Here is a 19,433-nt window from a genome sequence, read left to right as displayed (position 1 = left end):
CTCCCTATGCGCCGCTTGCTCGATGGCCTCTACACCGGCGCTGCGGCGCTGGCAGCCCTGTGCATGGTCGTGCTCCTGGCATGCGTGCTGCTTTCCATTGCCAGCCGGCAGCTGCATTTCATGGTGCAGGGGCTGGACGCCTACGCCGGCTACCTGATGGCGGCGGCGGGGTTTCTGGCACTGGCACACACCTTGAAGCGCGGCGAGCACATTCGCGTCACGCTGGTGCTCAACCTGCTGCAGGGCCGCTGGAAAAAAGGCGCCGAGCTGTGGGCGCTTGGCGCCGCCACGCTGCTGGCGCTGCTGTTCGCCTTCTACAGCTGCAAGCTCGCCTGGCAATCGCACGTGTTCAACGACATCTCCACCGGCAACGATGCCACGCCCCTGTGGCTGCCGCAAATTGCCATGGCGCTGGGCACGGTGGTGCTGGCCATCGCCTTTGTCGATGAACTGGTGCTCGAAATCCTGGGCCGGCGCGTGCCGGCGCAAAGCAGCGAAGCGCTGCGCAACGAATAGGCCCCGCGACACCATGAGCGACATTGCCATCACCGGTCTGCTGATCGCCACGCTGTTCCTCATCCTGGGCAGCGGGGTGTGGATCGGGCTCACGCTCTCGGGCGTGGCCTGGATCGGCATGCAGCTGTTTTCGTCCCGTCCCGCGGGTGACGCCATGGCGGTCACCATCTGGGGTTCGTCGTCAAGCTGGACGCTGACCGCGCTGCCACTGTTCATCTGGATGGGCGAAATTCTGTTTCGTACCCGGCTCTCGCAGGACATGTTCAAGGGCCTGGCGCCCTGGGTGCAGGCGTTGCCGGGGCGGCTTCTGCACACCAACGTGATCGGCTGCACCATCTTCGCCGCCGTGTCGGGGTCAAGTGCGGCCACCTGCGCGACGATTGGCAAGATGACGCTACCGGAACTCACCCGCCGCGGCTACCCCGAGCACATGGTGATCGGCACGCTGGCCGGGGCCAGCACCCTGGGGCTGCTCATTCCGCCCTCCATCATCATGATCGTCTACGGCGTGGCGGCGGACGTGTCGATCTCGCAGCTCTTCATTGCCGGGGTACTCCCGGGCATCCTGCTGGCGACGCTGTTTTCGGGCTACATCGCTCTGTGGGCGCTGCGCCACCCGGACCAGATTCCCCAAGCGGACGAGCGCCTGTCGCTTATGCAAAAGCTGTCGGCGTCGCGCAGCCTGATTCCGGTGGTGCTGCTGATTGCCGCGGTGCTGGGCAGCATCTACACCGGCTTTGCCACCGCCACGGAAGCGGCGGCCGTGGGCGTGACCGGAGCGCTCATCCTCTCGTCGCTGCAGGGCTCCATGAGCTGGCAGACCTTCCAGGACGCACTGATGGGCGCCACGCGCCTGTACTGCATGATTGGGCTGATCCTCGCGGGTGCGGCCTTCCTCACGCTGTCCATGGGCTACATCGGCCTGCCGCGCCACCTGGCCGAATGGATTGCCTCGCTGGGCTTGAACCAGGCACAGCTCGTCGCAGCGCTGGCGTTGTTTTACATTGTGCTGGGCTGCTTTCTCGACGGCATCTCCATGGTGGTGCTGACCATGGGTGTGCTGATGCCCACGGTCCAGGCAGCGCACATTGACCCGCTGTGGTTTGGCGTGTTCGTGGTGCTGGTGGTCGAAATGGCGCAGATCACACCACCCGTGGGTTTCAATCTGTTTGTGCTGCAAGGCATGACCGGGCGCCAGCTTCCCTGGATCGCCCGTGTGACGCTGCCCATGTTTTTGCTGATGTGCGTGGCGGTGGCGCTGATTTACGTGTTCCCCGGCATCGTCACCTGGCTGCCCCAGCAGATGAGCGGACATTGACAGGCCGCAGCGCGCGCTACCATTGCGCCCCATGCTGAACGTCTTCTCCATTTGCGCTGGCGCCAGCCTGGGCGCCCTGGCCCGCTGGCGCCTGGGCCTGTGGCTGAGCCCCGGTGGCCTGCTGCCCTGGGGCACGTTGGCGGCCAACCTCATTGGTGGCTACGTCATCGGGCTGGCTGTGGGAGCCTTCCAGATCATGCCCCAGCTCGACCCGACCTGGCGGTTGGCGCTCATCACCGGTTTTCTGGGCGCGCTCACCACGTTTTCGAGTTTTTCGGTGGAAATCGTCGAACTGCTGCAGCAGCAGCGCCTGCTGCTTGCCTTCACCAGCGTGCTGCTGCACCTGGGCGGTTCGCTGCTGCTGACTTGGCTGGGCTTGCAGACGGTGGCGCTGGCACTGCGCGGTTAGACGGGTTTGGCCAGCCGCAGTGGCACACACGCCCAGCCGCTGGCCGGGTGCACGGCAGGCTCCGGCACTTGACCCGGCACGGGCGCTAGCACCACGCCAAGCGCGAGCAGCTCTTCCAGCAGCACGCGCAACTCCATCCGTGCCAGGGGCGCACCCGGGCAGACGTGGATGCCCGCGCCCCACAGCAGATTCGCCTCTTGCGAGCGCTCAGGGCGGTACTCCAGCGCGTCTTCAAACGCCTGCGGGTCGCGGTTCGCCGCCGTCCAGTGCAGCGTGACACGTGTGCCCGCTGGCAAATGGCGCCCCCCGATGTCCACCGGGCACGTAGCGACACGCCGATTGGTGGCCAGCGGGCCGCGCAGGCGCAGGATTTCCTCCACCGCCGAGGGGATGGTCTCGGGCCGCCCACGCAACTGCGACTGCACCGGCGCATGCTGCGCCAGCCAGTCGCACAGGATGCCGACCGAGGCGGCAATCGAGCCGATCTCGCCCACCGTCCAGTTGCGCAGGATGCTGGCGATCTCCGCATCCGTCAGAGGCACGCCATTGACCTGCTCACGCATCAGGGAAGCCGTGATGTCGTTTACATCAGCGCCAGGCGCGCGGCGCCGTGCCAGTTGGCGCGTGACGATGGACTGGAACTGAATCGCCAGGTCGGCCAGCAAACTGCGCTCCTGTGCCAGCGTAGCGGCATGGTTGGCATGCGTCCAATCGGACAATGCGGCGTAGTCTTCCTCGGTCCAGCCCAGAAAGGCGCACTGCACCTGCACCGCAAAGGGCAGCGCGAGCTGCGCGATGCATTCGACCTCGACGCCCTGAGGCAAGGCGCCCACCAAGCCACGAGCGATCGCTCGGCATTGCGGCTCAAAAGCGGCGACGCGCTCAGGTGAAAAATAGGGCTCGATCGCGCGCCGGTACGCGGTGTGCTGCGGCGGGTCCATGCCATTGGGCACCGCGACATGCTGGGACACCACGCTGCTGAAGGTTGCCGGGTCGTGCAGCACACGCAGCACATCGGCATGTCGCAACAGCGACCAGTGCAGCAAATTGCTATACGCCACAGGGCAATGCTCACGCAAGGCATCGGTGGCGGCCTGGGGATCGCGCTGCACCTCTGCGGCACGCGGATCCCAATCGGGTTCAACAGGGCTGGTCATGGCAGCATTTTCGAGCAATTGCCAAGGCTCTCGGATTGACCCATCTCACGCACGGGCTGAAGCAGGCAAAATCACTATCCGTTTCATAGCTCGCCGCGGTTGTCAGCTATGCCCAAACATCGTTTTCCCAAAAAAATAATGGACGCCACTACCCACCTCAACCAACGCCGCCTTGCCGACGCCCTGGCCGAGCTGCAACCTGACCCGAGCGACGTGGCGGCGCTGGAACCACACTCGAACCGCCTCGCCTTTACCGACCCCGAGTTTCTGTTGCGCCGCGAAACGCGCGGCATTCGCTTCCAGCTCGAAATGCTCAAGCCCGACCTGGGCCAAACCGCACAAGGCATTGAAAACACGGTGGTGGTCTATGGCAGCGCACGTTTTGTCGCCGCCGACGAAGCCGCTGCATTGCTCGCTACCGCCAAGGCCCAGGGTGACGCCGCAGCCCTTGCGCTGGCCGAGCGCGCGGTGCGCAATGCGCGCTACTACGAACTGGCGCGCGAGTTTGCCGGACTCGTCGCCCGGCACAGCAACGCGCAGGAGCTGGCCAATCGCCTCTACATCTGCACCGGCGGCGGCCCCGGCATCATGGAAGCGGCCAACCGGGGCGCCCATGAGGCCGGTGCGCTCACCATCGGCCTGAACATTGCGCTGCCCCACGAGCAGGGTGGCAACCGTTTCATTACCCCGACGCTGAGCTACCAATTCCACTACTTTGCGCTGCGCAAGATGCACTTCATGATGCGCGCCAAGGCACTGGTCGCCTTCCCCGGCGGTTTTGGCACCATGGATGAGCTGTTCGAGGTGCTGACCCTGGTGCAAACGGGCAAGGCCAAGCCGGTACCCATCGTGCTGTTCGGCACGGAATTTTGGAACCGGTTTCTGGATTTCGAGGCGCTGGTGGAGGTCGGCACCATCACCGAGGCCGACCTCGACCTGTTTCACCTCACCGACGACCCCCACGACGCGTGGAGCCGAATCCAAGCCTTTTACCAGCTCTGAGAATCAAGCGGCAACGCAGCCGCTTCAAGGAATGATTGGAATCGGAGGCCGAAACAGGATCGGGGGAGACAGCAGCACCGGAGGGATTCTGATGACAGGTGGCCTCGCCACACCGCCTGCCCCATTGCCTCCGGGCCTGGTGCCCCCGCCAGGCACCGTCCCACCAGGTGTGGTGCCTCCCGGCGTTGTCCCGCCAGGTGTCGTCCCACCGGGCGTTGTACCTCCAGGCGTCGTCCCGCCGGGCGTGGTACCTCCATTGCCAGGCGGAGTAGGCGTTGTCGGAACCACCGGCACAGGCGCAAGGAACACTGCCGCATTGCTGCCATCGCTGCGCACCTGCTCGCCTGCGGCAAACGGCCACGCAGGCGTGGGCAGGGGAAGCAAGGCCTGCGTATGGGTATAGACCGCAAGCCGGTCGCTGGACAGCACCAGAACCGACTCACCGACCTTCAAGCCGACGCAGCCAGCGTGGGTGCAGACCTCAATCTCATCTTGCTCGCCTCCGACTTCAAGCTGCCCTTGAGGGTTGAAGAAGGCCCGGTAGGCAGAACCCCGAATGCCCACCACTGCGGTCGGCGTGGTGAGTTTGTAATTGGCCGGGTTGCGCTTGCCAATCAGCCCCGTGATCGCGCGCATGCTGCCCCGCAGAAAGCTGACGGCAAAGCTGTCCTGCGCTGGGTCGCCGTTGTCCACGTACCGCGTCACGGTGAATTCGGAATCGGGGTACAGGGACACGAGGCCACCGTCGGTAAACCGAAGCTGGGCACGGCCCGTGGCTCCGGTCAAGACGGTATCCCCATTGTCGAGCGACGCACCACTCGCCAAGGCGGCCAGTGCAGCGCCTCGGCGCATCTGGACGTCGCCCGCAGCAAACTGCACCCGGCCAGCGGCCGCCAGCGCCGACAAGGGAAGCCCTGCGGCAACGACCAGCACCAGGCACAGGCGCGCAATGCAATGTTCAGCTTTCATGACATGTCTCCGTCTGGCTGGCGCACCGGCGCACTTCAGAAATCACGCCGTACCGTGATGGAAAAGACCCGCCGCTCGTACTGGGTGACCGGAATGCTGGAGTCGTTTTTCACCAGCGTCCATTGCGGGGTAATGCGCCAGTCCTGCGCCGGCACCCAGGACACACCGAGCGACACGCTCGCTTGCTGGTCGTGCCGTCGCACCGCAAAGAACGGGTCGCTGGCGCCGTAATGGCGCCTCTCCCCACTCAGTGCGGCAAACAGCGCCAGGCTGTGCGTCAGCGGCACCTGCCCCCCCAGCTGCCAGCCCGTCAGATGCTGTCCAAGATCCGCGGCCCCAGACGCATCTGGAGATTCCCGCCCTCCATACACGCTGCCATAGGCCAGTGCTCCATTGCGAAACACCTGGGAATACGAAACGCCGGCAATCGAACGCTGCACACTTCGGATGGACTGGTGGGGGTAGCGCACATCCAGCCATTGCACAAAGCTGCCCCATTGGCGAAAGCCATCGACCCGGTAGATCCACTCGCCCTGCACACCGCCCATGCTGCGCAGGCGCGCGCCATCGAGCAGTTGCGAGCCATACACACCCGAAAGAATGACTTCGTTGCGCTCCCGGCGCCATGCCACACCGGCATTGGCATCGAGCTGGCTGTTGTCATAGGCACGTGCGGCTTGTGTGTGGTTCCGGGTGCTGGCTGAGGCCGCCCCCACCAACGACCAGCCGGCATCCAGCACACGGCGCCCACGCACCGCCAGCAGCGCCGAGCCAAAACTGGCGGAGGTCGCCTGCGCCCCGGGAGCGAGGACCCACGCGGGTACCCCAGCCAACGGGGACGCCAGCAGGGCGCTCGCATCCGGCCCCGCATTCGCATTCGAATCGTGGCCCACCGCGAGCTCGGCGTAGCCCTTGATGCTGGAGGCGCCTCGGTAGTCGGCACGGTCGTAGGAGACCAGAAACTGGTCAATATCCAGCGCTGCATCGACCGGAATACCTTGCTCGCGCACAGCCTTGGAGAGGGCCAGCGCCGTGCGCTTGTCGCCTACGGCAAACAGCGCGCGGCCCAACTCCAGCTGGGCGATCATATTGTCTGGCTGCAAGGCCACCACACGCTCCCAGGCCAGAACGGCGCGCGGGTACTGCGCCGCAGCATAGGCGGCACGGCCGAGGGCAGCGTCAAACGCGGGATCCCCAGCGCGTTGCGGCTCCTCTGCAGCGAGCCGCGGAAAGTCCTCAGCGGATACCGTTTGCGCGCCCTCTGGTGTCACGACGGGCAAGTCACCCGCCCGCGCCCCTCCACTGCCACACGCCGCCAGACACACGCACCACACGGCAATCCAGGGGCTCCGATCGAACGAATCGACTGGCATGTCAACCCTCCTGCTCTGTTTGGCGCCCAATCTACTCCCGTTGCCTGCACCTGAGTGGATTGGCAGCACGAAAACGCTACTTCGTGATGAAAATCACTGCCGGGAACGCACAGATTCCTCAGCACGCGCACGCACGCGCGCGCCGCGAACCGCTATTCGGACTCGTCCCGCGCGCGCTCCACCAGTGCTGGCGGCAGCGCTTTGGTGGGCTTGACCCCCAGCTCTCGCAGCATCTCCGCCTGTCGGATGACGTTGCCCTTGTTTTGGCTCAGCTTGTTGTAGGCCTTGGTGTAGGCGTCCTGGGCCTGGCTGAGGTTTTTGCCCACCTTGTCCAGGTCGTCCACGAACCCGGCCAGCCGGTCGTAGAGCTCGGCGCCGCGCTTGGCGATTTCCTGGGCGTTGCGGCTTTGCGCCTCCTGGCGCCACAGGTGGGCCACGGTGCGCACGACGAATAGCAAGGTAGAGGGGCTGACCAGCAGCACGTTCTTGTTCCAGGCGTCACTGTAGAGCTGGCTGTCGCCGGTCACGGCGAGCATGAAGGCGGGCTCGATGGGCACGAACATCAGCACGAAGTCGAGCGACTGCAGCCCGTGCAATTGCTGGTAATTGCGCTCGGCCAGGCCCTTGATGTGCTGGCGCACCGATTCCATGTGGCGGCGCTGTGCGGCGGCGCGCTGCAGGTCGCCCTCGGCATTGGCGAACTCCTCGTAGGCAATGAGCGACACCTTGGCATCGACCACCAGGTGGCGGTCTTCCGGCAGGTGGATGACCACGTCGGGCTGGGCCCGCGTACCGTCGTCGCGCAAGTGGTTTTCCTGGACGTCGTATTCGATGCCCGGGCGCAGGCCGGCGAGTTCGAGCACGCGTTCGAGGATCAGCTCGCCCCAGTTGCCCTGGGCCTTGGTCGACCCTTTGAGGGCATGCGTGAGATTTTTTGCGTCCTCGCTCAGTGCCTGGTTCAGGCCCATGAGCTGGTGCACCTGCTGGGCGAGCGCCGAGCGCTGCTTGCCTTCGGTGTCGTAGAACAGCTCCACCTTGCCCTGGAACTCCTGCAGCCGCGTGCGCAGCGGGTCGAGCAACTGGCCCAGGCTCTGCTGGTTCTGCTCGGCAAAGCGCTTGCCTTTTTCTTCCAGGATGTCGTTGGCCAGGCTTTTGAACTGGTGGGTGAGCGCTTCGCGCGCCTCGCTCAAGAGCTGCAGTTTTTCTTCAGATGCCAGGCGCTGTGCCTCCAGTTGCGCGGCCTGGACGGCCAACTGGCTCTGCAGCGCTGACACCTGCTGCCGTGCAGCCTGGGTGTGCCCTGCCTGCTCCTGCGCCTGGGCTTCCAAGGTGGGCACACGCGCGGCGCGCTCGGCCAGCTGCGCGCGTTCGTCGCGGGCAGCGTCCAGCGCTTCGCGCCAGCCGTCGGCCTGCAGGCGCGATTGCTGCAGTTCGGACAGCAGGTTGGCACGCTCGGCTTCCAGCCCGCGCACGCGCTCTTGCGCGGTGGCGATCTGCGCACTGGCCGTGCCCTGAATTTCTATCTGCGCCTGGCTGCGCGCTTGCGCTGCGATCTGCTCGTGCAGCAGCGCCGCCGCGCGGCGTGCCCGTGCAGCGCCCCAGAGCCAGCCCAGGCACAGAGCGGCCAGCGCCAGCAGGGCTGCAGCGAGCGCGGTAGTGAAGTCAAAGCGCACGGTAATTACTTCTCTTTTTATAGCTGCTAGCGCTTACTGCATAAGCGTTAGAAGCCATTTTCAATCATATTTTCGCGGTGCAGGCGTGTTCACCGGCGTGAGCGGCCCGCGCCCATCGAAAAAGGCGATCAGGTTGTCAGCGGCCAGTGTGGCCATGGCGCGCCGCGTAGGCACGGTAGCGCTGGCAATGTGGGGGGTGAGCACAACGTTGGACAGTGCCAGCAGATCGGGGTGCACCCGCGGTTCGCCCTCGAACACGTCCAACCCGGCCGCCGCGATGCGCTGCTCGCGCAGGGCAACGGCCAGAGCGGCATCGTCCACGATGCCACCGCGGGCGATGTTGACCAGCGTGGCCGTGGGCTTCATCAGCGCCAGTTCCGCCGCGCCAATGGCGTGGTGCGACGCTGGCGTGTAGGGCAGCACCAGCAGCACATGGTCGGCCGTGCGCAGCAGTTCCTCTTTGCCCACGTAACGCGCCTTGCAGGCAGCTTCCAGGTCGGGCGCCAGGCGCGAGCGGTTGTGGTAGACCACGTCCATGCCGAAGCCGTGCGCGGCGCGGCGGGCAATGCCCTGTCCGATGCGCCCCATGCCGATGATGCCCAGGCGGCTGCCGTGCACCTCGGCACCCGCGAACTGGTCGTAGCGCCACTGCTTCCACTGGCCGGCGCGCAGGTAGTGCTCGGCTTCGGTGAGGCGGCGCGCTGTTGCCATGAGCAGGGCAAAGCCAAAATCCGCCGTCGTCTCGGTGAGCACATCGGGCGTGTTGGTGCCTTGCACGCCCGCCGCACCCATGGCGTCCACGTCAAAGTTGTTGAAGCCCACCGCCATGTTGGCGACGATGCGCAGCTGCGGACAAGCCGCCAACAGAGCAGCGTCGATGCGTTCGCTGGCCGTGGTCAGCACGCCCTGCTTATCCGCCAGACGGTGCGCCAACTCGGCCGGCGCCAGGATCTGGTCCTCCTGGTTGGCCTCGACATCGAACACGGCACGCAGCCGCTCCAGCACATCCGGGAACACTGCCCGGGCGACGAGTATGCGGGGGCGCACCGCAGCGTGCGCAAGAGTGGTTGGGATCATGCAAGTACTCCAGTGCACTGTGCACCACCCGCATTACATGCCACTGGCATGAACCCGCCCAGCGGCAACCGTGCAATGACGCCCCACCGCACGGGCTGCGCCCCCCTTCCCGCATCGGACCCACAATGCAAGGGGGAAGGCGACTCAGGGGAATGGCACATCTTCAGAACCAGATAAAGGTCATCACGATGAACAGCGGCACGAGGATGCCTCCCGACCACAGCATGTAGCCAAAGAAGCTCGGCATCTTCACACCGCGGTCTTCGGCAATGGCCTTCACCATGAGGTTCGGTGCATTACCGATGTAGCTGTTGGCGCCCATGAACACCGCACCCGCTGAAACGGCTGCGAGCGTCGGAGCCAGCGTGGTCATCAGCGTCGCCGGGTCGCCGCCTGCGGTGTTGAAGAACACCAGGTAGGTGGGTGCGTTGTCGAGAAAGGAACTCAGCGCCCCCGTCGCCCAGAAGTACATGCCTGGCAGCGGCGCTCCATCGGGTCCGGTCACCGCACTGACGATGGCACCAAATGGCCCGTGCACGCCCGCCTTGAGCATGGCGATCACGGGAATGATGGTCAGAAAAATACCGGCAAAGAGCTTGGCTACTTCCTGCATGGGCCCCCAGCCGAACTGATTGGCATCGTGCACGCGCGCGGGCGTGAGCCAGAGCGAGAGGCCGGTCACGGCCAGCAGCCCAACGTCGCGCACGATGCCGGGCAGGCCAACGTCCGTGCCTGCGATAGTGAAGACCACCGAAGATTTCCAGAAACCGCTCAGCAGCACCAGTCCCACGACAGCGCCCAGAAAGGCAAAGTTGACCTTGCCGTCAAAGCCAATGCCACGTGTGTCGGGCGTGGGGTCGGGGGCTGCAGTTTCGCCGCTCGTGTGGAAAAACCAGCTGTCGAGCGCAAAGAACAGAACCAGCAGCATGCCAACCAGAAACAGCGCCTCCGGGAGGATATGGCTCACTGTCCAGAAGAAATCCACCCCCTTCAAGAATCCCAGGAACAGCGGCGGATCACCCAGCGGCGTCAGCGAGCCACCGGCGTTCGAGACGATGAAGATGAAGAACACGACCACGTGTGCCTTGTGGGCACGGTTGTCGTTGGCCCGAATCAGCGGGCGAATGAGCAGCATCGACGCACCTGTCGTGCCCATGAAGCTCGCCAACACCGCGCCGATCGCCAGAATCGCGGTATTGAGAATAGGGGCTCCGTGCAGATTGCCGCGAATATAAATACCCCCCGCCACAGTGAACAAGGCGGTGAGCAAAATAACGAAGGGCAGGTATTCCGCCAGCAATGCGTGCGCCAGGCTGGCGCCCGCTGCCCCGCCGCCAAACACCAGTGCAAACGGCAGCAGGAACGCCAAGCCCCACGCGGCCGCGACTTTGCCGTAATGGTGGTGCCAGAAAATGGGTGCCAACAACGGCATCAGCGCAATGGACAGCAGGATACCGGCAAAAGGAACGCCCCACCACAAGGGCAGCGCAGCACCATCGATTTCTGCCGAACGGGCCAGCGCGGGAAGCACCAGCAAGGCCACAGGGACGAGGCTGCGCAGTCGTTTCATGGGGGTGTCTCCGTTGGTTTTATTGCGATCCGGGGTGCGCAGCAGGCACAAATCCGGCCCTGCTGTCGCCCTTGCCAAGTGTAGGCCGCGCCCGTGCACGGACCTGAGGCCAGCCTGTCAATGCGCCAGCAGGCGTTCGAGCACTGTGCGCAGTGGCGCCGGCAACGCCGCCGGACGCCGTGTGGCCCGGTCCACATACACGTGCACGAAGTGCCCGGCGGCTGCCGTCATGGACCCGCCACCAGCGAACAGCCCCACTTCGTAGCGCACGCTGGAGCCGCCAATGCGCGCTACGCGAATGCCGGCGTCCACCTGCTGGGGAAACGCCAGCGGCTCAAAGTAGTTGCACTGGGTTTCCACCACCAACCCTATGGTCTGGCCGGCATGGATGTCGAGCACGCCCGCTTCGATCAAGTGCGCGTTGACCGCCGTATCGAACCAACTGTAGTAAACAACATTGTTCACATGCCCATAGACATCGTTGTCCATCCAGCGTGTGCTGATACTGCGAAAAACCGGGTAGGCACTGCGCTGCTGCGGCAGCGCACGCGCGGAAGTGGCAGGTGAATTCATGTCGGACATTTTGCCAGCCCGCCTGACCGGCGTGTCCAGGTTGCGTGTCCCGGCACCCAGACCTCTGAAAATGTGCACACGTTCTGCGCGCGCGCCCCGTCGACTGGGCAAGCCTCTCTAATATGCTGCATTGCAGCAAAATCACTTGCATTTCTTCAGGCTTACCCTAGAATAGCCTCCATGCTGCACTGCAACATGCCGCTCAGAATGGCCAGCGCAGATATTTCGAGTTCCGTTTTCGGACCCCTATACCTCACCTGGAGAAATCTCATGTCCCTGACCCCTGAACAAATCCTCGCAGCCCACAAAGCCAACATTGAAACCCTCTTCGGCTTGACCAACAAGGCCTTCGAAGGCGTGGAAAAGCTGGTCGAGCTGAACCTGACCGCCTCGCGCGCTGCACTGAACGAAGCCGCTGCTCACACCCAGGCCGTACTGAATGTCAAGGACGCTCAGGAACTGATGGCTCTGCAAGCCAGCCTGTTCCAGCCCCTGGCCGACAAGGCTGCTTCCTACAGCCGCCACCTGTACGACATCGCTTCCGGCACCGGCAGCGAATTCGGCAAGGCCATGGAAGTCCAGACCGCTGAAGCACAGAAGAAATTCGCTGATTTGGTCGACAGCGCTGCCAAGAACGCCCCTGCCGGCTCGGAAACCGCCGTCGCCGTGATGAAGAGCGCCGTCTCTGCTGCCAACAACGCCTACGAATCGGTGCAAAAGGCCGTCAAGCAGGCAACCGACGCTGCAGAAGCCAACTTCAACGCTGTAGCCGCTACCGCCGCAGACGCAGCCAAATCGGCTACTCCCCGCAAGCGCTAAGCAAGTCCCGCAAGCGGTGCAGACCGCAGCGTGAACCCGAAGCCCGGCTCCCGCCGGGCTTTTTTCATGGCGAAAGCCGACGTGAGTGGGCGCCGTCATCCATCCGGCAGGCATTCACAATGTTATTGCGATGAGAATGACTCGCGTTTGCGTTATCATTTGATTTGTCTTATGCCCACGCTCTGAATTCATGCCACCCACCCTCCTTGCCCGCTGGGCAACCCCTTGGCTCATGGCCGCCAGCCTGCTCACGCCCGCACATGCCGAAGAGCCTGTCGTCAACCTCTATTCCGCACGCCACTACGCCACCGACGAAGCGCTGTACACGGGGTTCACCAAGGCCACCGGCATCAAGCTCAATCGTGTGGATGCCGACGACGCTGGCATCATCGCCAGGCTCAAGGCCGAGGGCGAAGCTTCGCCCGCTGATGTCATCCTGCTGGTGGACGCAGCACGCCTGTACCGCGGCGAGAAGGACGGCTTGTTCAAACCCATTCAGTCTCAAGCCCTGAACGCGGCCATTCCCGAGAATCTGCGCAGCCAGCCGACCGCCGATGGCGGTATCTTCTGGTTCGGCCTGTCCACCCGGGCACGCATCATCGTCTACAACAAGGCGCACGTGCAGCGGGACGATGTCGATACCTATGAAAAGCTGGCCGACCCCAAGAACAAGGGCAAACTGTGCATACGTTCGGGTTCACACCCCTACAACCTGAGCCTGTTTGGCGCCGTCAATGAACATATGGGGCCAGAAAAAACCCAGGCTTGGCTGAACGGCATGGTGGCCAACATGGCGCGCGACCCCAAGGGCGGGGACACCGACCAGATCAAGGCTGTGGCCTCGGGTGAGTGCCAAATTGCGGTCACCAACAGCTACTACCTCGCCCGGTTGATGCGTTCGTCCAAGCCCGAGGACGTCGCGGTTGCCAACAAAGTCGGCGCTGTCTTCCCGAACCAGCAAAGCTGGGGCACGCACGTGAACATTGCAGGCGGCGCCGTAGCCCGCTACGCCAAGCACCCAGACAACGCGATCAGGTTCCTCGAATACCTCGCCAGACCCGAGGCCCAGAACTACTTTGCCAATGGCAACAATGAGTGGCCCACCGCCAAAGGCGTTCATCCAGACAACCCTGCACTCAAGGCCATGACAGGCGGAAAACCGTTCAAGAGCGAAAGCATCCCGATCAGTGCCGTGGGTGCGCACATGGGCGCCATCCAGCAAATGCTTGACCGCGCTGGCTTCAAATAAGCCGCGCCACGCTCCCCAACGAGCCGCCCCACTCGGACGGCTTTCGTGTTTGTGCACCAACGGCATCCCGCATAATTGACGTTTACGTCAACGTCACTTAGAGGAGACTGGGCATGCAGATCAAAGGCAAAGTATTCATCGTCACCGGCGGCGCTTCGGGCCTGGGCGAAGGCACGGCGCGGCGGCTGGCCGCACAGGGCGCCACCGTCGTCATCGCAGACATGCAAGCAGATAAGGGCGAAGCCGTCGCCAAGGACATCGGCGGCGCCTTCGTGCGCTGCGATGTGAGCAGCGAGCAAGATGGCCAGGCCGTCGTCGCCAAAGCGGTGTCGCTGGGCAAACTGATGGGCCTGGTCAACTGTGCCGGCATTGCGCCCGCAGAAAAGACCGTGGGCAAGAACGGCGCGCATTCGCTGGCCGTGTTCAGCAAAACCATTACCGTCAACCTGATTGGCAGCTTCAACATGATCCGACTGGCCGCCGAGGCCATGGCCAAGAACGAAGCCGAAGACACGGGCGAGCGTGGTGTGCTGATCTCGACCGCCAGCGTCGCCGCCTACGACGGCCAGATCGGCCAGGCGGCGTATTCCGCCTCGAAGGGCGGCGTGGTCGGGATGACGCTCCCCATCGCCCGCGACCTGGCCCGCAGCGGCATTCGCAACATGACCATTGCCCCCGGCATTTTCGGCACCCCCATGCTGTTTGGCATGCCCCAGGAAGTGCAAGATGCGCTGGCTGCCGGCGTGCCCTTCCCGAGCCGCCTGGGTACGCCCGAGGATTACGCCAAGCTGGTGCAGCACATCATCGAGAACGACATGCTCAACGGTGAGGTGATCCGCCTCGACGGCGCCATTCGCCTGGCGCCGCGCTGAGGCAAGCCTCGGCTGGCGGCGTGTCCGTGCGGTATGGCACGCCGCTGGCCCCGCGCCGCAGCGGAAAACCCGCTGCGCGCCCACGGCCTCGCGTGGGCTGCGAGGGCCAGGAGTGCGCAGAAATTAGAGCATTTTTAGGCTCTAGCGCTTATTCCATAAGCTTTTATAGCTACATATAATATAGCATTCAGGCAAACCAGCCGGTGCTCAGCGCCCCAGCTCCTTGGCGCTGACCCCCGCGATGCCCCAGTTTTCCTTGGGCACGTCGTGAATCCAGACGCGCACGTTCTCCTTGGGGGCGCCCACGGCCTCGTGCAAGGCCTGGGTGACCTTTTCAATCACCGCTTTCTTCTGCGCTTCGGTGCGGCCTTCGATCATGTAAATCTGTGCAAATGGCATGGCAAGTCCTTGAGTGGTTTTCAAACAAACCGCACCGACACGCTGCCCAGGTGCTGAATGCGCAGCGTGACGTTGTCACCTGCCTGCACCGCCACGGCCTCGGTGATGCCCCCCGAAAGCACCAGGCTGCCCGCGGGCAATACCTTGCCACGCCGTCCCAAGTGATTGACCAGCATGGCAACTGCAGCTGCCGGGTGGCCCAGCACGGCAGCGCCAGCGCCCAGCGCCACCGGCTGGCCGTTCTTTTCCAGCACGATGCCCAGGGTGCGCAGATCCAGATCGCGCGCCGAAGCCACTCGGCCGCCGACAACGAAGCGCGCAGCCGAGGTGTTGTCGGCCACCACGCTCTTGAGGTCGAACTTGAAGTCGCGGTAGCGGCTGTCGATCACTTCGATGCCGGGCAGCACCACGTCGCTGGCGGCGAGCACAGCGCCGATGTGGCAGCCCGGGCCCTTGAGTTCGGTGCGCGTGACAAAGCAGATTTCAGGCTCGACCTTCGGGTGAATCAGGTCGCTGACCTTGATCTCTCCGCCTTCGGGCACGACGAATTCGTCCACCAGAAAGCCGAACACCGGGTCGGTCACGCCCATCTGCTTCATTTTGGCGTGCGAGGTAAGCCCCGCCTTGAAGCCCACCACGCGGGCGCCGCGCGCGAGCTTGCGCGCGAGGATACGGTCCTGAATGGCATAGGCATCGTCCCAGTCCATGTCCGGGTGTGCCTCGGTGATCTTGAGGGTGTCGTGCGCCTGCAGTTGGCAGTTTTCCAGTTGCTCTGCAAGCTGGTCGAGGGTGGTGGTATGCAATGCCATCGTGTTTCCTTCAGGCCACTTGGAGATTGCGGGCCTTGGCCAGCGTGAGGGCGGTGTCTTCGATCATGTCTTCCTGGCCGCCGACCATGCCGCGGCGGCCCATCTCGACCAGGATTTCGCGCGCCGGTACGCCGTACTTCTGGCTGGCGCGCTTGGCAAACAGCAGGAAGGAGCCGTACACGCCGGCATAACCCAGCGTGAGCGCATCGCGGTCGATGCGGATCGGGAAATCCATGATCGGCACGACCAGGTCTTCGGCCACGTCCTGAATCTTGAACACGTCCACGCCGGTCTCGATGCCCATCAGGTCACACACCGCAACGAGTACTTCCATGGGGGTGTTGCCCGCCCCTGCCCCCAGGCCGGCAGCCGCAGCGTCGATGCGGCTGGCGCCCACCTCGATGGCAGCCAGGCTGTTGGCCACGCCCATGGCCAGGTTGTGGTGGCCGTGGAAACCCAGCTCGGTCTCGGGCTTGAGGGCCTGGCGTACCGCACCGAGTTTTTCTTTCACGTCGTGCGGCAGCATGTGGCCAGCCGAGTCCGTGATGTAGATGCAGTTGGCGCCGTAGCCTTCCATCAGCCTGGCCTGCGCGACCAGGCCTTCGGCACTGTTCATGTGGCTCATCATCAGGAAGCCCACGGTGTCCATGCCGAGCTTACGCGCCAGACCAATGTGCTGTTCGCTCACATCCGCCTCGGTGCAGTGCGTGGCCACGCGAATGGTGGCGACGCCCAGGTCGTGCGCCATGCGCAAGTGGTCCACGGTGCCGATGCCAGGGATCAGCAAGGCCGAGACCTTTGCTTGCCGCATGAGCGGAATCACGGCGCCCAGATACTCCTCGTCAGTGTGTGCCGGGAAACCGTAGTTGACCGAGCTGCCGCCCAGACCGTCGCCGTGCGTCACCTCGATCAGCGGCATGCCGGCCTGGTCCAGTGCGGTGGCGATAGACGTCATTTGCTCCAAGGTCATCAGGTGGCGCTTGGGGTGCATGCCGTCGCGCAGCGTCATGTCGTGCAGACGAACTTTTTTGCCTTTGAGTGGGGTCATGGTGTGCTCCTTACGCGGCTACGGCTTCAAGCGTGAGCGAGCCGGCCAGAATTTCTTGTGCAAACATTTCGGCGGTCCGTGCAGCCGCCGCCGTCATGATGTCCAGATTGCCTGCGTACTTGGGCAGGTAGTCGCCCAGGCCTTCCACCTCCAGGAAGACCGAGACGCGCTTGCCGTCAAATACCGGGCCGTTGACCAGCCGGTAGCCAGGCACATATTTCTGCACCTCGCGGATCATGTCGTGAATGGACCGCGTGATGGCGGCCTGGTTGGGCTCGGCGTCAAGCAGGCAGTGCACGGTGTCGCGCATGATCATTGGCGGCTCGGCCGGGTTGATGATGATGATGGCCTTGCCTTTCTTGGCGCCGGCCACCTTCTCGACCGCACCAGCCGTGGTGCGGGTGAATTCGTCAATGTTCTTGCGCGTACCGGGGCCCGCCGAGCGCGACGAGACCGTGGCGACGATTTCGGCGTACGCCACCGGCTGCACCCGCGATACCGCTGCCACCATGGGAATCGTGGCCTGTCCACCGCAGGTGACCATGTTGACGTTCATCTCGCCCATGCCGACATGCTCCTTCAGGTTCACGGGCGGCACGCAGTAGGGACCGATGGCAGCGGGTGTCAGGTCGATCATCAGCGCGCCCTGGGCGTTGACCTTGCGGCTGTTCTCTGCATGCGCGTAGGCGCTGGTGGCGTCAAAGACGATCTGCACGCCGTCCGCCTTCATGTGCGGGATGAGGCCATCGACCCCTTCGGCGGTGGTCTTGATGCCCATGGCCTTGGCACGCTTGAGCCCATCGGACTCTGGGTCGATGCCGACCATCCACACGGGCTCCAGGACCGCGCTGCGCTGGAGCTTGGCCAACAGATCGGTGCCAATGTTGCCAGGCCCGATGAGGGCGCATTTGATTTTCTTCATGGGGATTTCCTGTATCAGATAAACCGTACCGAGCAACCGCCAATGCCACCGATGGTGACGCGCAAGGTGTCGCCTGCTACCACGGGGACCATGATGGCCAGCGACCCCGACAGCACGACTTCGCCCGCTTCCAGCGCGATGCCGTGCGCGCCCAGCGTGTTGGCCAGCCAGGCAACGGCATTGGCCGGGTGGCCCAGGGCAGCAGCACCCGCGCCGGTGGCGACGATTTCGCCGTTCTTCTCCAGCACCATGCCGCAGGTGACCAGGTCTACATCGCGCGGGTCCACCAGGCGGTCGCCGAGCACGAAGACGCCGCAAGAGGCGTTGTCGGCCACGGTGTCCTGAATCTTGATCTTCCAGTCCTGAATGCGTGAATCGACAATCTCGAAGCACGCCATCACGCCCTCGGTGGCAGCAAGCACGTCGGCCGCAGTGACGCCGGGGCCCTTGAGCGTCTTCTTGAGCACAAAGGCAATTTCGCCCTCGGCCTTGGGCTGGATCAGCGTGCTGGCGGCAATGGCCTCACCTTCGTTGTAGACCATGGCGTCGGTGAGCCAGCCGAAGTCAGGCTGGTAGACACCCAGCATGTTCATCACGGCGGCGCTGGTGACGCCAATTTTCTTGCCCACTACGCGCTCACCTGCTTGCAAGCGGCGCGCCATCATGCGTTGCTGGATGGCGTAAGCGTCTTCAATGGTGATGTCGGGTTCACGGTCGGAAAGTGGCACAACCGCCTGGCGACTTTGCAGCGCCTGGTAGAGCTCGTCGCCGTAGGTTTGAATTGTGGAAATATCCATGGGTTTCTTGTAGTAAGAATGAAGGAATCAGACGGTATCGGCCTCGCCCAGAAAGTCGGCGACCAGTCGGGCGAAACGCGCGGCATGTTCAATCTGGGTCCAGTGGCCGCAGTGACCGAACACATGCAGCTGACTGTTGGGAATCCACTGGCTGAGCGTGAGCGAGTTCTGCAGCGGGATGACCTCGTCTTCTCGGCCGTGCACGATCAGCGTCTCGTGCGGCAGCGCGCGGATGTCGGCCTCAGAGCTGACCATGGAGTCCACCCACCGCTGGCGCGGCGCCGGAAACATCGCTGCAAACGATTCCTGGAAGCCAGGGCGGATGCTGGCCTCGTACCGCAGCTGCGCCAGTTCGTCGGTGACCAAGGCCCTGCTGTAGGCAAAGATGTCGAGCAGACCTTTCATGTGGGCCAGTGAGGGCTGGTAGCCCCACACGGCGTCAAGCCCGGGTGTGATGGCAAACGGCACACCGACCGACCCCATAAGTACCAGCCTGCGCACGCGCTGCGGCGCGCGAATCGTCAGCGCCAACGAGAGTGCGCCGCCAAAGCTGTTGCCGACCAGGTCCACTTGCGGCACCTCCAGCGCGTCCATCAAGTCCAGCGCCTGCTGCACCCAGGTGTCCATGGTGTAGGCGATGCCAACGGGCCGGTCGGTGTAGCCAAAACCCACCATGTCGGGGGCAATCACCCGCCGCTGCTGACCGATGACGGGGAGCGCCAGACGCCAGTTGGCCCAGGCGCTGACACCAGGGCCGGAACCATGCACGAACAGCACGGGTGGCTGGCCCGGAGCAGAGGATCCGAGGTCATGCACATTGGTGTTGAAGGCGCCGGTGCGCACGCTGCGTGCGACTTCTGGGTTGTGCGGGAGGCTCATGC

At 64.1% G+C, this 19,433-nt stretch carries 20 protein-coding genes; 7 read left to right on the top strand and 13 right to left on the bottom strand.

The window, feature by feature from the left end:
* The first annotated feature begins 6 nt into the window (after positions 1–6).
* The 3 genes from AC07ZH_RS09930 to crcB are packed head-to-tail and all read left to right on the top strand — an operon-like array spanning position 7 to position 2,243.
* Entirely contained in the window at positions 7–516 is a 510-nt protein-coding gene (locus AC07ZH_RS09930; RefSeq protein ID WP_119108250.1) for a TRAP transporter small permease, read from the top strand.
* Between the two features lie 13 nt (positions 517–529).
* Positions 530–1,834 carry a TRAP transporter large permease gene (locus AC07ZH_RS09925; RefSeq protein WP_495199587.1) on the top strand — a complete coding sequence of 435 codons (1,305 nt, stop codon included), beginning with the start codon at positions 530–532 and terminating at the stop codon, positions 1,832–1,834.
* A 31-nt stretch (positions 1,835–1,865) separates the two neighbouring features.
* Positions 1,866–2,243, top strand: a complete 378-nt coding sequence (gene crcB / locus AC07ZH_RS09920) for a fluoride efflux transporter CrcB (RefSeq protein WP_495199586.1) — start codon at positions 1,866–1,868, stop codon at positions 2,241–2,243.
* On the opposite strand, the gene AC07ZH_RS09915 is transcribed toward crcB, so the two are convergent.
* On the bottom strand, positions 2,240–3,400 hold the full coding sequence (locus AC07ZH_RS09915) for a cytochrome P450 (RefSeq protein WP_495199585.1): 1,161 nt from the start codon (positions 3,398–3,400) through the stop codon (positions 2,240–2,242). The two genes, crcB and AC07ZH_RS09915, sit on opposite strands and share 4 nt — an antisense overlap.
* A 138-nt stretch (positions 3,401–3,538) precedes the next feature.
* Between AC07ZH_RS09915 and AC07ZH_RS09910 the strand changes: the two genes are divergently transcribed.
* The gene (locus tag AC07ZH_RS09910; protein WP_495199584.1) at positions 3,539–4,402 is read left to right on the top strand and encodes an LOG family protein; all 864 of its coding nucleotides are present in this window, start codon (positions 3,539–3,541) and stop codon (positions 4,400–4,402) included.
* Positions 4,403–4,426: 24 nt separating this feature from the next.
* Here the strand turns inward: AC07ZH_RS09910 and AC07ZH_RS09905 are convergent, their stop codons facing one another.
* The 6 genes from AC07ZH_RS09905 to AC07ZH_RS09880 form a co-directional block, all read right to left on the bottom strand.
* Positions 4,427–5,371 (bottom strand): FecR family protein, encoded by a 945-nt coding sequence (locus tag AC07ZH_RS09905; RefSeq protein ID WP_495199583.1) that lies wholly within the window; start codon positions 5,369–5,371, stop codon positions 4,427–4,429.
* A 35-nt stretch (positions 5,372–5,406) separates the two neighbouring features.
* Entirely contained in the window at positions 5,407–6,744 is a 1,338-nt protein-coding gene (locus AC07ZH_RS09900) for a surface lipoprotein assembly modifier (RefSeq protein ID WP_495199582.1), read from the bottom strand.
* 152 nt (positions 6,745–6,896) lie between these two features.
* Entirely contained in the window at positions 6,897–8,417 is a 1,521-nt protein-coding gene (locus AC07ZH_RS09895) for a DNA recombination protein RmuC (protein WP_495199581.1), read from the bottom strand.
* A gap of 60 nt (positions 8,418–8,477) precedes the next feature.
* A complete protein-coding gene (locus tag AC07ZH_RS09890; protein WP_495199580.1) occupies positions 8,478–9,494 on the bottom strand; it encodes a 2-hydroxyacid dehydrogenase in 1,017 nt (338 codons plus the stop codon).
* Between the two features lie 163 nt (positions 9,495–9,657).
* Complete coding sequence (locus AC07ZH_RS09885) at positions 9,658–11,064, bottom strand: sodium:proton antiporter (RefSeq protein ID WP_495199579.1); 1,407 nt, start codon at positions 11,062–11,064, stop codon at positions 9,658–9,660.
* Between the two features lie 117 nt (positions 11,065–11,181).
* Entirely contained in the window at positions 11,182–11,637 is a 456-nt protein-coding gene (locus AC07ZH_RS09880; RefSeq protein ID WP_495199578.1) for an acyl-CoA thioesterase, read from the bottom strand.
* A 270-nt stretch (positions 11,638–11,907) separates the two neighbouring features.
* Between AC07ZH_RS09880 and AC07ZH_RS09875 the strand changes: the two genes are divergently transcribed.
* The 3 genes from AC07ZH_RS09875 to AC07ZH_RS09865 all read left to right on the top strand — a co-directional run bounded on the left by AC07ZH_RS09875 (position 11,908) and on the right by AC07ZH_RS09865 (position 14,577).
* A complete protein-coding gene (locus AC07ZH_RS09875; RefSeq protein WP_119108260.1) occupies positions 11,908–12,456 on the top strand; it encodes a phasin family protein in 549 nt (182 codons plus the stop codon).
* A 232-nt stretch (positions 12,457–12,688) separates the two neighbouring features.
* Positions 12,689–13,705: an extracellular solute-binding protein gene (locus AC07ZH_RS09870; protein ID WP_495199637.1), complete on the top strand. Its 1,017-nt coding sequence runs from the start codon at positions 12,689–12,691 to the stop codon at positions 13,703–13,705.
* A gap of 113 nt (positions 13,706–13,818) precedes the next feature.
* Positions 13,819–14,577 (top strand): 3-hydroxyacyl-CoA dehydrogenase, encoded by a 759-nt coding sequence (locus AC07ZH_RS09865; RefSeq protein WP_119108262.1) that lies wholly within the window; start codon positions 13,819–13,821, stop codon positions 14,575–14,577.
* 207 nt (positions 14,578–14,784) lie between these two features.
* Here the strand turns inward: AC07ZH_RS09865 and thmT are convergent, their stop codons facing one another.
* The 6 genes from thmT to AC07ZH_RS09835 are packed head-to-tail and all read right to left on the bottom strand — an operon-like array spanning position 14,785 to position 19,431.
* Positions 14,785–14,976, bottom strand: a complete 192-nt coding sequence (gene thmT / locus AC07ZH_RS09860) for a 2-hydroxymuconate tautomerase (RefSeq protein ID WP_119108263.1) — start codon at positions 14,974–14,976, stop codon at positions 14,785–14,787.
* A gap of 20 nt (positions 14,977–14,996) precedes the next feature.
* Positions 14,997–15,785: a 2-oxo-3-hexenedioate decarboxylase gene (gene dmpH / locus AC07ZH_RS09855; RefSeq protein WP_495199577.1), complete on the bottom strand. Its 789-nt coding sequence runs from the start codon at positions 15,783–15,785 to the stop codon at positions 14,997–14,999.
* 10 nt (positions 15,786–15,795) lie between these two features.
* Positions 15,796–16,833: a 4-hydroxy-2-oxovalerate aldolase gene (gene dmpG, locus AC07ZH_RS09850; protein WP_495199576.1), complete on the bottom strand. Its 1,038-nt coding sequence runs from the start codon at positions 16,831–16,833 to the stop codon at positions 15,796–15,798.
* 10 nt (positions 16,834–16,843) lie between these two features.
* Positions 16,844–17,755: an acetaldehyde dehydrogenase (acetylating) gene (locus AC07ZH_RS09845; protein ID WP_495199575.1), complete on the bottom strand. Its 912-nt coding sequence runs from the start codon at positions 17,753–17,755 to the stop codon at positions 16,844–16,846.
* Between the two features lie 14 nt (positions 17,756–17,769).
* Positions 17,770–18,552 carry a 2-oxopent-4-enoate hydratase gene (gene dmpE, locus AC07ZH_RS09840; protein WP_495199574.1) on the bottom strand — a complete coding sequence of 261 codons (783 nt, stop codon included), beginning with the start codon at positions 18,550–18,552 and terminating at the stop codon, positions 17,770–17,772.
* Between the two features lie 27 nt (positions 18,553–18,579).
* On the bottom strand, positions 18,580–19,431 hold the full coding sequence (locus AC07ZH_RS09835; protein ID WP_495199573.1) for an alpha/beta fold hydrolase: 852 nt from the start codon (positions 19,429–19,431) through the stop codon (positions 18,580–18,582).
* Positions 19,432–19,433 lie beyond the last annotated feature (2 nt).

The sequence above is a fragment of the Simplicispira sp. GW247-4R2A genome, assembly GCF_059424465.1.
The sequence above is the reverse complement of the archived record's forward strand: the minus strand, read 5'-3'. Positions and strand labels throughout refer to the sequence as shown.

What these genes read in the sequence shown, in the direction of transcription:
- AC07ZH_RS09930 (WP_119108250.1), top strand. Translation starts at nt 7, where the DNA reads ATGCGCCGCTTGCTCGATGGCCTCTACACCGGCGCTGCGGCGCTGGCA.
- AC07ZH_RS09925 (WP_495199587.1), top strand. Translation starts at nt 530, where the DNA reads ATGAGCGACATTGCCATCACCGGTCTGCTGATCGCCACGCTGTTCCTC.
- crcB (WP_495199586.1), top strand. Translation starts at nt 1,866, where the DNA reads ATGCTGAACGTCTTCTCCATTTGCGCTGGCGCCAGCCTGGGCGCCCTG.
- AC07ZH_RS09915 (WP_495199585.1), bottom strand. Translation starts at nt 3,400, where the DNA reads ATGACCAGCCCTGTTGAACCCGATTGGGATCCGCGTGCCGCAGAGGTG.
- AC07ZH_RS09910 (WP_495199584.1), top strand. Translation starts at nt 3,539, where the DNA reads ATGGACGCCACTACCCACCTCAACCAACGCCGCCTTGCCGACGCCCTG.
- AC07ZH_RS09905 (WP_495199583.1), bottom strand. Translation starts at nt 5,371, where the DNA reads ATGAAAGCTGAACATTGCATTGCGCGCCTGTGCCTGGTGCTGGTCGTT.
- AC07ZH_RS09900 (WP_495199582.1), bottom strand. Translation starts at nt 6,744, where the DNA reads ATGCCAGTCGATTCGTTCGATCGGAGCCCCTGGATTGCCGTGTGGTGC.
- AC07ZH_RS09890 (WP_495199580.1), bottom strand. Translation starts at nt 9,494, where the DNA reads ATGATCCCAACCACTCTTGCGCACGCTGCGGTGCGCCCCCGCATACTC.
- AC07ZH_RS09885 (WP_495199579.1), bottom strand. Translation starts at nt 11,064, where the DNA reads ATGAAACGACTGCGCAGCCTCGTCCCTGTGGCCTTGCTGGTGCTTCCC.
- AC07ZH_RS09880 (WP_495199578.1), bottom strand. Translation starts at nt 11,637, where the DNA reads ATGAATTCACCTGCCACTTCCGCGCGTGCGCTGCCGCAGCAGCGCAGT.
- AC07ZH_RS09875 (WP_119108260.1), top strand. Translation starts at nt 11,908, where the DNA reads ATGTCCCTGACCCCTGAACAAATCCTCGCAGCCCACAAAGCCAACATT.
- AC07ZH_RS09870 (WP_495199637.1), top strand. Translation starts at nt 12,689, where the DNA reads ATGGCCGCCAGCCTGCTCACGCCCGCACATGCCGAAGAGCCTGTCGTC.
- AC07ZH_RS09865 (WP_119108262.1), top strand. Translation starts at nt 13,819, where the DNA reads ATGCAGATCAAAGGCAAAGTATTCATCGTCACCGGCGGCGCTTCGGGC.
- thmT (WP_119108263.1), bottom strand. Translation starts at nt 14,976, where the DNA reads ATGCCATTTGCACAGATTTACATGATCGAAGGCCGCACCGAAGCGCAG.
- dmpH (WP_495199577.1), bottom strand. Translation starts at nt 15,785, where the DNA reads ATGGCATTGCATACCACCACCCTCGACCAGCTTGCAGAGCAACTGGAA.
- dmpG (WP_495199576.1), bottom strand. Translation starts at nt 16,833, where the DNA reads ATGACCCCACTCAAAGGCAAAAAAGTTCGTCTGCACGACATGACGCTG.
- AC07ZH_RS09845 (WP_495199575.1), bottom strand. Translation starts at nt 17,755, where the DNA reads ATGAAGAAAATCAAATGCGCCCTCATCGGGCCTGGCAACATTGGCACC.
- dmpE (WP_495199574.1), bottom strand. Translation starts at nt 18,552, where the DNA reads ATGGATATTTCCACAATTCAAACCTACGGCGACGAGCTCTACCAGGCG.
- AC07ZH_RS09835 (WP_495199573.1), bottom strand. Translation starts at nt 19,431, where the DNA reads ATGAGCCTCCCGCACAACCCAGAAGTCGCACGCAGCGTGCGCACCGGC.